This is a genomic window from Corynebacterium sp. AOP12-C2-36 (genome assembly GCF_052379185.1).
GTDB lineage: Bacteria > Actinomycetota > Actinomycetes > Mycobacteriales > Mycobacteriaceae > Corynebacterium.
The window spans coordinates 138,926-151,178 of record NZ_JBQSYJ010000003.1; the positions used below are offsets into that span (position 1 = coordinate 138,926).

A 12,253-nucleotide genomic window follows, 5' to 3' on the forward strand; every position below is an offset into this window, starting at 1 on the left:
GCGAACTCCTCAGGCGAACTCCTCGGGCACCCCGGGGTACTCCGGCGGTGTCCCGCCGAAGGCGGGGCAGATGGGCTTGAAGGAGCACCAGCCGCAGAGCTTCGAGGTCTTCGGCGCGAAGTTCCCGCTACGCGCGTCGGCCCCGATACTCGACCAGATGTCACCGAGGTCGCGTTCCACGTAGTTGAGTTCCGCCGGGGTGGGGGAGAGCACCATGTCGTCCTGCACCTTCAGGTACATCAGACGCAGCTGCTCGGGGATGTGGCCGAACAGGCGCCACCACACCAGGGCGTAGAAACGCATCTGGAACACCGCCTGCGCGGAGAACCGGGGGATGGGCTTCTTGCCGGTCTTGTAGTCGACCACCCGGACCTGGCCGGTGGGTGCCACGTCGACACGGTCGATGAACCCGCGCACAGGCACCCCGTTGGGCAGCGTGGTGTCCACGAACTTCTCCACGGACTCGGCGTCGAAACCGCCCGGGTTCTCCATCTGGAAGTACCCCTTGACCAGGGAACGGGCCTCCACCAGGAAGTCCATGGTGGTGTCCTCGGGCACGAGCTCGTCGAGCTGCGGGTCCTTGGCCTTCATCTCCGTCCAGTGCGGGGAGAGCATCTTCACCGCCGCCGGGTAGGTGCGTTCCTCGCGCGGCATGCCGTGCAGGTCCTCGAGCACGGCGTGCACGAGTGTGCCCTTGACCTGGGCGACGGTGCTCGGTTCGGGCAGTCGGTCGATGGCCCGCAGCCGGTAGAGCAGCGGGCACTGGCGGTAGTCGCCGACACGCGACGGGGACAGGGCGAGGGGACGGCGGCTCACAGGTGTTCCAGCATCTTTCCGGGATTGAGGATCGTGGTCGGGTCAAGGGCGCTCTTGACCGCGCGGTGCAGGGCGCGGTTGCCGGCGTCGAGCTCGGTGGGCAGCCAGGCTGCCTTCAGCGCACCGACGCCGTGCTCGCCGGTGATCGTGCCGCCGAGTTCCAGGCCCAGGGCCATGATGCGGTCGAAGGCGGTGGTCGCCGCGGCGACGGAGGTCTCGTCGGCGAGGTCGTGGAACACCGAGGGGTGGACGTTGCCGTCGCCGGCGTGGGCGACCAGGCCCACGGTGGTGCCGGTGTCGTCACGGATGGCCTCCACCCCGGCGCAGAAGTCCGCCAGGCGGCTGCGCGGGACGCACACGTCGTCGATCATCTGCCCGCCGCCGTGGGTGGAGGCGTAGCGTTCATTGGCGACCTGCACCGCCCGCCGGGCGGCGACGAGCAGGTCGGAGTCGACCGGGTTGTCGGCGAAGGCGACGTCGACGGCCCCGTGGGCCTCGGCGACGGCGGCGAAGGCGCGGGTGTCGTCGGCGGCGGTGGTGGCGTCGGACTGCATGAGCAGCACCGCGCCCACGGAAGCGTCCAACCCGAAGTCACCGACCTCGCCGAGCAGCCCGATGGTCATGCCGTCCATCATCTCCAGCATCGACGGGGACGCCCCGGTCGCCATGTAGGCGGCCACGGTCTGCACCGCGGCGGCGACGCTGGGGAAGGTCGCCAGCGCGCTCAGCGGATCGGCCCCTAAGGGAACGACCTTCAGCGTGGCCTCCACGATCACCCCGAGGGTCCCCTCGGACCCGGTGAGCAGGGACACCAGGTCCAGGCCCGCCACGCCCTTGACGGTGCGCTGGCCCAGCCGGGTGAGGGTGCCGTCGGCGAGCACCACGGAGATCTCACGGACGTACTGGCGGGTCACGCCGTACTTCACGCAGCACATGCCGCCGGCGTTGGTGGCGATGTTGCCGCCGACCGAGGAGATCGCCACCGACCCGGGGTCCGGCGGGTAGGCGAGACCGCGGGGACGCAGCGCGTCCTTGAGGTCCTTGTTGATGATGCCGGGTTCCACGGTGACGGTCATGTTCGCCTCGTCGACCTCCAGCACGCGGTCCATGGACGCCACGGACAGCAGGATGCAGCCGTCCACCGCGCACGCACCACCGGACAGCCCGGAGCGCGCACCCTGCGGCACCACCGGGACGCCGTGGGCGTGGGCGAAACGCATCGTGGCGACCACGTCGTCGACGCACCCGGCGCGCACGAGGGCCCGTGCCGCGCCGTCGGCGCGGTGCGCGGACTGGTCGGTGGAGTAGGACGCCAGGACGTCGGCGTCGGTGCTCAGCGAGCCGCTGAGCCGGCCGCGCAGCTCGGCGAGAGCAGTATCGAGACCAGTAGCAGTTTCCGTCACAGGTGCTCCAGCATCTTGCCGGGGTTCAGGATCCCGGTCGGGTCCACGGCGGCCTTGATGTCGCGGTGCAGGCGTCGGCTGCCCTCGTCGAGTTCGGTGGCGAGCCAGTGGCTCTTCAGGTTGCCGACACCGTGCTCGCCGGTGATGGTGCCGCCGAGTTCCAGGCCCAGGGCCATGATGCGGTCGAAGGCGTCCTGCGCGGCGGCCACGGAGGCCTCGTCGGAGGTGTCGAAGAAGACCGAGGGGTGCATGTTGCCGTCGCCGGCGTGGCCGATCACGGTGACCTGGGCGCCGGTGGCGGTGCGCACGTCCTCGATACCGTCACAGAACTCCGCCATGCGGGAGCGCGGCACGCAGACGTCGTCGAGGAGCTGTCCGCCGCCGTGGGCGCGGGCGTAGTGCTCCCAGGCGGGCTGGGCGGAGCGCCGGGCGGCGACGAGGAGTTCGGAGTCCACGGCGTTGTCGGCGAAGGCCACGTCGATCGCCCCGTGCTCACCGGCGACGGCGGCGAAGGCCTCGGTGTCGTCGGCGGCGGTGGTGGCGTCCGACTGCATGATCAGCACCGCGCCGACCGAGGCGTCGAGTCCGAAGTCGCCGAGGTCGTTGACCATGGCGATGGTCGCGGCGTCCATCATCTCCAGCAGCGACGGCGCAGCACCGGTCGCCATGTAGGCCGAGACGGCCTCGGCGGCGGCGCGCACGGTGGGGAAGGTGGCCAGCGCACTCAGCGGGTCCGCCCCCAGGGGCACGACCTTCAAAGTGGCCTCCACGATCACCCCGAGGGTTCCCTCGGAGCCGGTGAACAGGCTGGCGAGGTCGAGACCGGCCACGCCCTTGACGGTGCGGTGTCCCAGGCGGGTCACCGTCCCGTCGGCGAGCACCACGGTAAGTTCACGGACGTACTCGCGGGTCACGCCGTACTTCACGCAGCACATGCCGCCGGCGTTGGTCGAGATATTGCCGCCGATGGAGCACATCGCGTAGCTGCCGGGATCCGGCGGGTACGCCAGCCCACGCGGGCGCAGCGCGTCCTTCAGGTCCTTGTTGATGATGCCGGGCTGCACGGTGACGGTCATGTTCGCCTCGTCAACCTCCAGCACGTGGGTCATCGACGCCAGGGAGAGCAGGATGCCACCGTCGACGGCGTTGGCCGCCCCGGAGATCCCCGAGCGTGCGCCCTGCGGCACCACGGGGACGCCGTGGGCGTGGGCGAAGCGCATCGTGGCGACCACGTCGTCGACGTCCACCGCGCGCACCAGGGCCAGCGGTGTGCCGACCGGGCTGTACAGCGCCTCGTCGGAGGAGTGGGCGGCGAGCACGTCGGGGTCCGTGCTGAGGGAGCCGGTCAGCTGGGCGGCGAGTTCGGCGGTGTCGGGGAAGCTCATTCCCGTCACTGTAGTAGGCGGTGTTCCACCGGTGTTCCGTCGGTGCTCGCCCGCCGTCGCGGTTACCGTGGTGTGCATGCACAGCAACGCACTCTCCGGATCGACGTCCCCGTACCTCCTCGCCCACGCCGACAACCCAATTCAGTAGATAGGCACCCTTAGAACCACCCCCGGACACGGGGTCTCGTCGGCGGGCTAACGCCGTACCTTGTGGACGCGCGGACGGGTGGGCAGGACATAGAGTCCATCGCCCCGCCGGGGCGGCATCTTCCCCGTTTCGATCAAGGAACGGTAGATGTCCTCGATACGCTCGATTTCCTTCTCCGTTGCCACGAACACCGTGTCTTCCGCCGGGTCGCCCTTGGGTTTGAAAACCGCCATGGGTTCATTTGCCACGAACGCCGCCATATCGTGAATCAGGTAATACAGAAGGTCGAAGTCGTCTCTCATCTCCTTGACGTAACAGCGGGAACCCAACATGGATACGTCGTCGGCCAGTTTCCTCATATGTTCCACCATCGTTTTTGCATCGCGTGGGCGGAAGAATGCAACTTTCTTCACCAGGAGCTTTGCAGGGGAAATCTGCTTCCATTCTTCGATGTAGATGGACCGCATTTGCGTGCGTTTGGCGGACCGCGCTGCCAGCCACCCACCCCACCATGCACCAATGAGGGCACCGATGATCGCCGCCCCGCCGGATATGGCCGCTACGGCCACGTCGATTTGTTCCATGGGATGAACATAGCCTGCCCCGCCGTCCCCGTCGTCCAGGACCCCCAGCGCAGAAGGAACCCCCTATCCGTCGCCGTGTTGGCGGGATAGGGGGTTCCTTCTGCCTGCGCGTCACCGTCACCGTGACACATTCACCGTGTCCGGGTCACCATCCCGGACGTGTCGATCTTACCAGGTGGGGACGCGAAACTCCGCACTAGAAACCGAACATGCGGCGGCCGATTTTGCCTAAGTCGGTCTCGTTGTCGGTGGCGTGTTCGTGCCCACGGCCGTAGGCGGCGACGACACCGCCATTCGCGGGCGCTGGCACGTTCGCCGTCCCGGTCAGGGCGTCTCCGTACACCCGGCGGCCCAGATCATCCAGCGACGGCGGAAGGGACACGTTCCGTGACTCCCCCCTGCGCTCCCGGGGCAGGCCGGACGGTCCCGGCGGTGTCGTACGTACCCGCTCGGCGTCCTGGCGCCACTGTTCTAACTGCTCCGGGGTGGGCTTGTTCGCTGTCATCGTCGGGTCCTTCCGAACGGGACGAACCCGTCCACATAGCCGTGCATGGTCTCTACGTAGATGCCGCTTCCCGTGGGGTCGCCTATGTCGGCGGTGCCCACGGCGCGGTTGCGCCGTAGCGCCAGGTCTCCCTGATAGGCCTGCACCGGTGTCGGCCGGTTGTCGTCGTTGCTGTTCACGCTGCGGTCCTTTCGTCGGTCGGTTCGTCGGTGTGGCCCAGCGCGTGCAGGGCCTTCACGATGTCGGGTTCGTCCACGTCGCCGTCAAGACTGACCCAGACCTCTAGGGTGAGATCCTCCAGGGACAGCCCCGGCGCTTCCCGCAGTAGACGGCGGGCACTGCGCTTGACCCTGGTAGCCACCGGGTCCAGGGCGGCTACCTCTGGGACGGGTTCGGGTGCCACCTCCGGTTGCAGGATGGGCACAACGGGTTCCGGGGCGGGGACCGGTGCCGGGGTGGTCTCCAGTGTCTGCGGGGTCGCTGTCGGCGGTGACAACGGATCGGCGCGCCCTTTCCGTAGGTGCTTCCCACGGAAGGCCAGCAGGGCCAACGGGCCACGTGCGAGGAAATGCCCCGAGACGGTAAACGTGTCGGCAGATAGGTACGTTCGACACAGCCCGTGTCCGCCGCCTGCCAGCCCGTAGGGTCGGCGTTCATCTTCTCCAACGGTTGCACCTATCGGAGTCAGGCCACGCAACAAGTCGGCCGCACCCTGCGGGTCCTCGGCACGCCCAGCCAGGTGCTCCGCGCTGACCACTTCGCCGGTGCCCACCAGGTCCCGCAGGGCGCGGATCACCCGCTTACGTTGGCGCTGAAGGGCCAGGCCGTCGCCGCGCTTATCCGGGCGGCTGTCGTGCACTGCAAGGGCGGCGGCATCCTCCGGCGTCACCGGGAAGCCTGCCAGTCGATAGACCATTGCCCGTTCCCATGAACCGACGGGATGCCAAGGGTAGCGGTCCCAGTCGGGTTCAGTCGCGGTGGCGGTCATGGCGGTGTCCTTACGCGGCGGGGGCTGCGCTGTGCCGTGCCAGGTAGGCTTCCGTGGCCTGAAGGGGGGTTCCCAGCCCTGCCCGGCGAATCAGGGTGCGAGCGTCAAGGACGACACCCTGCGCCCTTTCACGGTCAGTCAGCTGCACCTGATTCTCCAGCCACGCACGGGCACCGGACGCGGCGTCCTGCCGGGCCTGGAACTCGTCGGCGTCAGCACCCAGCGGGTCAGCCAACGGCTCCAGTCGGCCCCAGCCACGGGTGACGATGATGTGCAGGGGACCAGCGCCCAGCGTGTGCGCGGCCATGCCGTCGGCGTCCAGCCACACGGCGGCCCGGTCGTGATTGTCGAACCCGTGGGGGAAGTCGGTTGCGCGGGCGTCCCGGACAGCACCGGTTTTCATCGTCCCGAACAGGGCCAATAGGTCGCGCTGGTCGGCGTTCAGAATCGGTGCCCAGCTGGCTTCGACCTCACGGGCCAGTTCGATGTGGGCACCCGACAAGCGCCGGATGTCGAGCTTCTGGCTGAAGTTCGCGGCACCGTAGGCGTCCGTGCGCTTCAGCAGTTCGTCCCGCAGGTTGCCGGGCAGTGCTTCGACGGCCGCCATGGCCCGGTCAGCCATGTCCTGGAGACCGTCGGCCACGGACTCCCTGCTGGCATCGATCAGGGCACGGGTGGCGAACTCCGGGCGGTCGTTCTGCTCGACCAGCGCGGCCGTGGCACCCCGGCGGGCGGCATCGTAGCGCCGACGGGCGGCACGATTCACGGACTGGTTGGTGGTCCGGCCGTAGGCGTCGGTCTCCGGGATGTAATCGGCGGCGGTCGGCGGGACGGAATGCACCCGGTCGGCCAGCGTGCCCACCTTCAGGTCCCCCTTCGCCCAGCGGCGTCCAGCGTCCTCCAGGGTGTCCAACGGGTGGGGGTTGATCGCGTCGGCCAGTTCGTCCAGGCGCTCGGCTACGGCAGCGTCGGCAGCTGCAAGTTCATCGGCAAGGGGAACGGCGGCACCGGCGAATGACAGCGCGGCGGTGACCTTCTGGTGACGTTCGGTGAAATGGGTGAAGTCGGTACTCATGGTGACCTTTCGGCAGGAAACTCGATACCCGAAAATCGTAAGTCAGCGCCGGGCCAATGGCAACATTTTCGACTTTCCCGAAATTGGTACTTTCCAATTAAAGGTGCAGTGTTAGTTACGTTTAACAGGCACCGTGTCGGTTACGATTAATCGTCTCGATATTCGCGGAATCGCGCGCGTCATGACCCAATCCCTTCACGCTCCAGGCGCTCCCGGCGCTTCCGGGCCAATTCGTCCATGAGGGATTCCTTCTGGGTGTCTGCCGGGGTCAGCTGCTCGACTTCCACCAGGCCCAGCCGTTCCAGGTTCTGGCGCAGAACACCGGTCAGCTGTCGGGCTTCACCGATCATGCCGTTAACCACGATGTTGACCCCATCCGGCAGGTCGTCGGGTTCCTCCAGTTCGAACCAAAGCGTCGAACCGGACGCAAGTGCCCCGGCGAACCGCTCCAGTCTGTCCGCGATACGGCAGGTCTCGCCTAGTACCTCCAGGGCTGCGGGGGACAGGCTATAGCCGGTCGTCACCGACTCCCACAGTGCGGCCCCGCGTGCCTTCAGGTGTGCCGGGGCGGCAGTGGCCCCTGCGGTCTCTCCGGCGGGTATCGGGACGGCCTGGAGGGCGGGGGAGGACTTCACCGCGTGGCCTGCCGTCCCGGTGCCCGTCGGCTTCCGGTTCGCCGTAACCGCACGCTGGCGTTCCCGCTTGTTGTTCGCCGCCTTGCACGCGGCGCACGCGGACTCCCCGCGCCTTCCATGAGCTGCATAGCCTGCTCTGGAGCCACAGCGGCCTTTGGGGTCAGTCGTTGGCTTCTTCTTCGTGGTACGCATGTGCCAAATCTTATGCACGAAATGCATATTCCGTGAATGGCCGTGGTGACGAGATGCCACGGTTTGGGCTTCACAGTTGCTACCCCCTGGCACGCTTCCTGCCACGGACTCCCGAACTGCGTATACCGTCAGGGGGGAGGGCCGGGGATCAAGGGGAGTCACCCCCCAGGGGCGCGGTCGGCGTCACACTTCACGACGAATATTCGATGAATACTTTTCGTTCTTCATTCATGTTCATTCATTGAAATGTTTTTCATTCATGAACTTTGTTCGTCGTCGTCAGGTCTGGTCGCTGTCGTCGTCGCTGACAACCTCGGCGCAACTTCCAGCTTCAGTTCATCTTCTCACAGTTCGATCTGTTGCTGTCGTTGCTGTCGTCGTCATGAGTCCCGGCGCTCCAGGTCCATCGTCGCTGTGCGTCCATCTGCGGCGTCGAACCTGTCGATGCTAGGTCAGTGGTGCCTGAAGCTCTCACAGTCCAGCACGCGCACAGCCAGCCGTGGTTCCGTCCATCGTCAGCCTTCATCGTCACGCGCAACGTCCAGCGTCACCCGGCCCTGCTGGTGTGGTTGTCGTCCTCCAGGACCACGGACACCCGGCCCGGCGTTGCAGCGGTCAGGTGCCCGTGGTTCTCGGCCCTGCTATCCACACCCAGCCCTGACCAACCACCCATCCCTATATCCTTCCTGTATATAGGGATTCCGCACGGTCCCGCAGGGTACCCGCACGGTGCCATTTTCAGGGGGTGAAAACGGGTCCTTTTCGCAGGTCAGGGCAACCGTGCGTATGTGCGTATGGCACCGGTAGAATCCGGCCCTGTTTTCAACGGAACAGCACCCGCACACCCGCACGGTTGCCCTGAACTGCACAGACAGCGGTTTGGGCCGGGTCTCGCGGGGAAAAATCCGGTACCGTGCGGGACCGTGCGGGCCACCGTGCGGGTTTTTGGGCACCCGCACACCCGCACGGTGGCCCTGAACTGGTGTTTCACACCCGGCGGAACCCTGCGGGACGGCCCCGCAGGGTCTAGAACGGCACGCGGTGGTTCGGCGGTCGGAACTCCACCACCGTCCCGTCCTCGGCTACCCCGTCGTCCGCGTCGGGCACGGCGGGCAGGACTGGCAGCACGGTGTAAGTACCGACGGGCTGCGGGGCGCTACCCGTCGGCCGAATCAGCGTCTGTGTCCGGGTGGTGTGTATCTGCTCCAGCGACCCCACGGCCACCAGGTGGTCCACGGCGGCACGTAGGCGGTCCCGGCCGATCTTCAGCCGTCGTGCACGCGGCTGCGCGTCCGAAATCAGCTTGTGCCGGGACGGCCAGTTGGTGCGGTCGTCGCTGTCGGGGTCATCACCGCACAGCTCGGCGTGTGCATCCTCCAGAAGTTCCAGGATGGTGGGGTAGACCAGGTGCGCGTCCTCCACGCACTTATCCGGCTTCACGATCTGGGCACCCATCGTTGTGAAGTGGCCACCGTCACGGGTCAGCTCCAGGGACACGTCCGGCGCTCGGCCCGACGTGGTGAACCGGTAGCTGGTCGGTTCCTCCCCGTCGTTGTCCTCGGCGGCCAGGTACCAGACGTGCGAGGCAAAGGCCGTCTTTCCGCTGTCGCCCTTGGGGCCGTTGCCGGGGTTGGACGATTTCGCAGACTCATGGTCCACGACCACGTGCACGTCCACACCAGCGTCATGGCACATATCCCGCAGGGCCAGCATGAACGTTCCCGAATCCACGTTGTCGTCCAGCCCGTTGCGCCGGATAAGCGGTCCCAGCGTGTCGAACACAACCACCTCGGCGTTCATGTCCCGCAGAACATGGGTCCAGTAGGCACGTGACACGTCGTCCATGGGGTTGAACCCCTGTGCGTGGTTCTTCAGCGCGATCATTCCCAGGTGACTGCCGTCGATGTCGCCGTGCCACCGTCGCAGACGTTCGGACAGCTCCCAGCCCTCCAGCTCGGTGTCCACCAGCACCACGCGGCCGTCCGGGCGCATGGGCGCGATGTCGTAGCGGTCCAGGAACCGGCGGCCACTGGTCAGGCACGCGGCCAGGTTGTGCACGAACTTCGACTTGCCGGTTTTCTCACGGGCGTAGAACAGCACCTGCGCACCGCTGGAAATCACGTGGTCCACCCGCCACCGGTTTTCCGGTACGGGCACCGCCAGCGCGTCAGCACCGATGTAGATAGGCACGTCGCCCACCTCGGCGGCACGCTCGGCGGCCTTACGCCGTGCGACATGGGCACGGCCCCGTTCCTCGGCATCATGGCGCTGCACCCACAGCCGGGTGTCCTTGTCCAGGCCCGCCAGCTCCGGGTCCACTGGTTCCGGTGATGCCGTGTCCGGTGCCCCGGCCGTCGTTGCACCGGGCAGGATGTCGGCCGGGTCCAGCATGGTGGCGCTGTGGTCCCGTTCGATACCTGCGGCGTGCATGGCTGCGGAAATATCGCCGTCGTGCTCCAGGGCGGCGTAAGCGGTCAGCTTCGACATGGTTTTGGACCCGGTACGGGTCACCACCTCGGCCAGTTCGTCGCCGGGGTTGTCGGTCCACAGATGAATCGGCGGGTTGGTCTGGTCCACCTGCGGACGGTCACAGCCCATGTCGTGCGTGGTGGCTGACTTAGGGCTGGAATGTTCCCCTGGTGCGGTCCAGACTGGGCACCCGCACTGGTCCACGGAACCGGTTTCGTGCCAGCCGTGCGGTGCCAGGACCTCGGACCACGGGGTGGCCTGGCTCCAGTTGGTCACCTGATCTTCCAGCGGGTCCACATCACCTGACAGCGCCCGGTGCGCTTGCTCGGCCCGGCGCTCCTGGCGTTCAGCGGCCACGGTGGCGTGAGTCGCCAGGACCTCCAGGACCTCGGCGGGGGCTTCGGTGTCGCTGCTGACCAGACGATAGGCACCCTCGGCGCGCACCGACGGCGGAACGAGTACGTAGGCGTCACCGACGTACAGCGTGAAGCCTGCGGCGTGGCCGTCCACGGTTACTTTCACCACGGACGGCAGAGACTCCAGGTCGAAATCCAGCGTGTCGGGCAGCTTGAACCACCAGTGGCCACCGTCGGAATGTGCCCCGTCGGCGGTCCCCGGCGTCTTGACTGTGGGGGAGGGGACCCACTGCTGACCTCCGTAGGCCGGGGCCAGGAATGCACGCAGGGCGGCGACTTCCTCCGGGGTGTCAGCGTCGGCCACGATGTAGCCGGAACCACCCAGACGCACGGCCCAGTTCAGCTGTGCACCCTCGGCCAGCGGGGACGGGTGGCCCCGTTTCGGCGTCTCGGCGTAGGCACGTTCCAGGTACTTCTTCAGCGTCGGTATGTGGGTGGTCGCCAGGTGCACCCCACCCTTTTCGTCCCCGGCCTTCTTCTTCTCCGCATCACTGCGCCAGTCGGCGGGAAGTTTCGTGCCGGGGTTCACGAACAACACCGGCAGGCCCAGCCGGGCCAGGCTGCGGGCGTAGGCGGTCCAGGCCGTGACGTCGGCGTCGGCGGGACGGGGGTGAGCGCCCAGGCGGGCGGCCAGTTGTGTGGCACCGAACATCAGCGATCACCGCCGTTCAGTGCGACAATTCCCAGGGTATGGGGTACGGTACTCATAGGTCTAAAGCCTCCGCCCCCGTGTGATTCCAGGTCAGCACGGGGGTTTTTCTTTGTCTGAAGTATGGGGGAGCGGTGAAGTGAAGTGGGCCGCGGCGCGGCGGTCACGGGGTAGCCGGGGCACGGCGGGGCGATTCTCCCCGGTGCTCGGCAGGCGGCCATTCGGCGTCAGGACCAGACGTAGGCCAGCCCGTGGGCCACAGCGGGGCACCCTGTATGGCGCTCACGGACGGGTCCAGGTGACGTACCAGGGCCACGTCAGGGGCAAGGAACTTGTACTGCACCTTTTGCGGGTTGTCCGACCACGGCATAGGGCTGTCCACGTCGGTGGCAGGCCAGTCGTAGGCTCGCACGTAGGCTGCACGGCCCGGCAGGCGCGGGATGGTCCAGCGACCGACGGGCGTAGTCGTCCACGTGTCCCACCACGCGCCGTCACGGGGGCGGAACACGGCGTAGACGGTCACCACGGACTGGTGTGGTTCCGGCGCCAGCTGCGGTAGGAAATCTGCGCCGTCAGTCTGCGGCGGGGTGCGCAGGACCTCGGCAAGGTCACGGGACATCATGCCACCCCCTGCGCCGGTGCGGACGTGGCCATGAGGACCAGCAGCCGACCGCGCACGTTGTCGGACATGGCAGGTGCGGCGGACACGGCAGCTTCCACGTGGTCGGCCCAGCGGGAAACCGGGTGGAAGATTCTGCGGCCGTCCGCATGGCGGGGGACGGCGGTGGGGGATTCCGTCACCGTGACGCAACCGAGTTCGGTGGCGGTGCTCATGCCGTCACCTCCGTGGTGGCGTCCTGGTGCTCCAGGACGGTGGACGGGTCCCGGCGCTCCAGGACGGCGACGATTGCAGCCACCTGGTCGCCGGTCAGCGCGGGCGCGGTGTCCATCACCTTCGTGGCGTAGTGGTAAATGCGTGATGCGGACA

The 12,253-nt window shown here is 67.3% G+C and carries 12 protein-coding genes; all 12 read right to left on the reverse strand.

From position 1 onward, the window contains the following. Window positions 1-9: 9 nt before the first annotated feature. Complete coding sequence (locus ACT3UN_RS03460) at window positions 10-816, reverse strand: RecB family exonuclease (protein WP_301443918.1); 807 nt, start codon at window positions 814-816, stop codon at window positions 10-12. Next, window positions 813-2,219, reverse strand: a complete 1,407-nt coding sequence (locus ACT3UN_RS03465) for an FAD-binding oxidoreductase (protein WP_301443919.1) — start codon at window positions 2,217-2,219, stop codon at window positions 813-815. The genes ACT3UN_RS03460 and ACT3UN_RS03465 overlap by 4 nt, the downstream gene beginning before the upstream one ends. Next, window positions 2,216-3,604: an FAD-binding oxidoreductase gene (locus ACT3UN_RS03470; RefSeq protein ID WP_444626771.1), complete on the reverse strand. Its 1,389-nt coding sequence runs from the start codon at window positions 3,602-3,604 to the stop codon at window positions 2,216-2,218. Before ACT3UN_RS03470 ends, ACT3UN_RS03465 begins: the two co-directional genes overlap by 4 nt. 195 nt (window positions 3,605-3,799) lie before the next feature. Next, a complete protein-coding gene (locus tag ACT3UN_RS03475) occupies window positions 3,800-4,336 on the reverse strand; it encodes a hypothetical protein (protein WP_444656306.1) in 537 nt (178 codons plus the stop codon). A gap of 196 nt (window positions 4,337-4,532) precedes the next feature. Further along, window positions 4,533-4,841, reverse strand: a complete 309-nt coding sequence (locus ACT3UN_RS03480; protein WP_444656308.1) for a hypothetical protein — start codon at window positions 4,839-4,841, stop codon at window positions 4,533-4,535. Then, the gene (locus ACT3UN_RS03485; protein WP_444656310.1) at window positions 4,838-5,020 is read right to left on the reverse strand and encodes a hypothetical protein; all 183 of its coding nucleotides are present in this window, start codon (window positions 5,018-5,020) and stop codon (window positions 4,838-4,840) included. Before ACT3UN_RS03485 ends, ACT3UN_RS03480 begins: the two co-directional genes overlap by 4 nt. Further along, the gene (locus ACT3UN_RS03490; protein ID WP_444656312.1) at window positions 5,017-5,829 is read right to left on the reverse strand and encodes a hypothetical protein; all 813 of its coding nucleotides are present in this window, start codon (window positions 5,827-5,829) and stop codon (window positions 5,017-5,019) included. Before ACT3UN_RS03490 ends, ACT3UN_RS03485 begins: the two co-directional genes overlap by 4 nt. A gap of 10 nt (window positions 5,830-5,839) precedes the next feature. Beyond that, window positions 5,840-6,904: a hypothetical protein gene (locus ACT3UN_RS03495; protein ID WP_444656313.1), complete on the reverse strand. Its 1,065-nt coding sequence runs from the start codon at window positions 6,902-6,904 to the stop codon at window positions 5,840-5,842. A 179-nt stretch (window positions 6,905-7,083) separates the two neighbouring features. Next, a complete protein-coding gene (locus ACT3UN_RS03500) occupies window positions 7,084-7,731 on the reverse strand; it encodes a hypothetical protein (protein ID WP_444656315.1) in 648 nt (215 codons plus the stop codon). Between the two features lie 1,026 nt (window positions 7,732-8,757). Continuing rightward, window positions 8,758-11,268, reverse strand: coding sequence for an AAA family ATPase (locus ACT3UN_RS03505; protein WP_444656317.1), 2,511 nt, complete (start codon window positions 11,266-11,268; stop codon window positions 8,758-8,760). Window positions 11,269-11,428: 160 nt separating this feature from the next. After that, window positions 11,429-11,884 (reverse strand): hypothetical protein, encoded by a 456-nt coding sequence (locus ACT3UN_RS03510; RefSeq protein ID WP_444656319.1) that lies wholly within the window; start codon window positions 11,882-11,884, stop codon window positions 11,429-11,431. Beyond that, window positions 11,884-12,099, reverse strand: coding sequence for a hypothetical protein (locus tag ACT3UN_RS03515; RefSeq protein WP_444656321.1), 216 nt, complete (start codon window positions 12,097-12,099; stop codon window positions 11,884-11,886). The genes ACT3UN_RS03510 and ACT3UN_RS03515 overlap by 1 nt, the downstream gene beginning before the upstream one ends. Between the last annotated feature and the right edge of the window lie 154 nt (window positions 12,100-12,253).

Coding starts and splice junctions, on each gene's coding strand:
- ACT3UN_RS03470 (WP_444626771.1), bottom strand. CDS start 3,604: ATGAGCTTCCCCGACACCGCCGAACTCGCCGCCCAGCTGACCGGCTCC.
- ACT3UN_RS03475 (WP_444656306.1), bottom strand. CDS start 4,336: ATGGAACAAATCGACGTGGCCGTAGCGGCCATATCCGGCGGGGCGGCG.
- ACT3UN_RS03480 (WP_444656308.1), bottom strand. CDS start 4,841: ATGACAGCGAACAAGCCCACCCCGGAGCAGTTAGAACAGTGGCGCCAG.
- ACT3UN_RS03490 (WP_444656312.1), bottom strand. CDS start 5,829: ATGACCGCCACCGCGACTGAACCCGACTGGGACCGCTACCCTTGGCAT.
- ACT3UN_RS03495 (WP_444656313.1), bottom strand. CDS start 6,904: ATGAGTACCGACTTCACCCATTTCACCGAACGTCACCAGAAGGTCACC.
- ACT3UN_RS03500 (WP_444656315.1), bottom strand. CDS start 7,731: ATGCGTACCACGAAGAAGAAGCCAACGACTGACCCCAAAGGCCGCTGT.
- ACT3UN_RS03505 (WP_444656317.1), bottom strand. CDS start 11,268: ATGTTCGGTGCCACACAACTGGCCGCCCGCCTGGGCGCTCACCCCCGT.
- ACT3UN_RS03510 (WP_444656319.1), bottom strand. CDS start 11,884: ATGTCCCGTGACCTTGCCGAGGTCCTGCGCACCCCGCCGCAGACTGAC.
- ACT3UN_RS03515 (WP_444656321.1), bottom strand. CDS start 12,099: ATGAGCACCGCCACCGAACTCGGTTGCGTCACGGTGACGGAATCCCCC.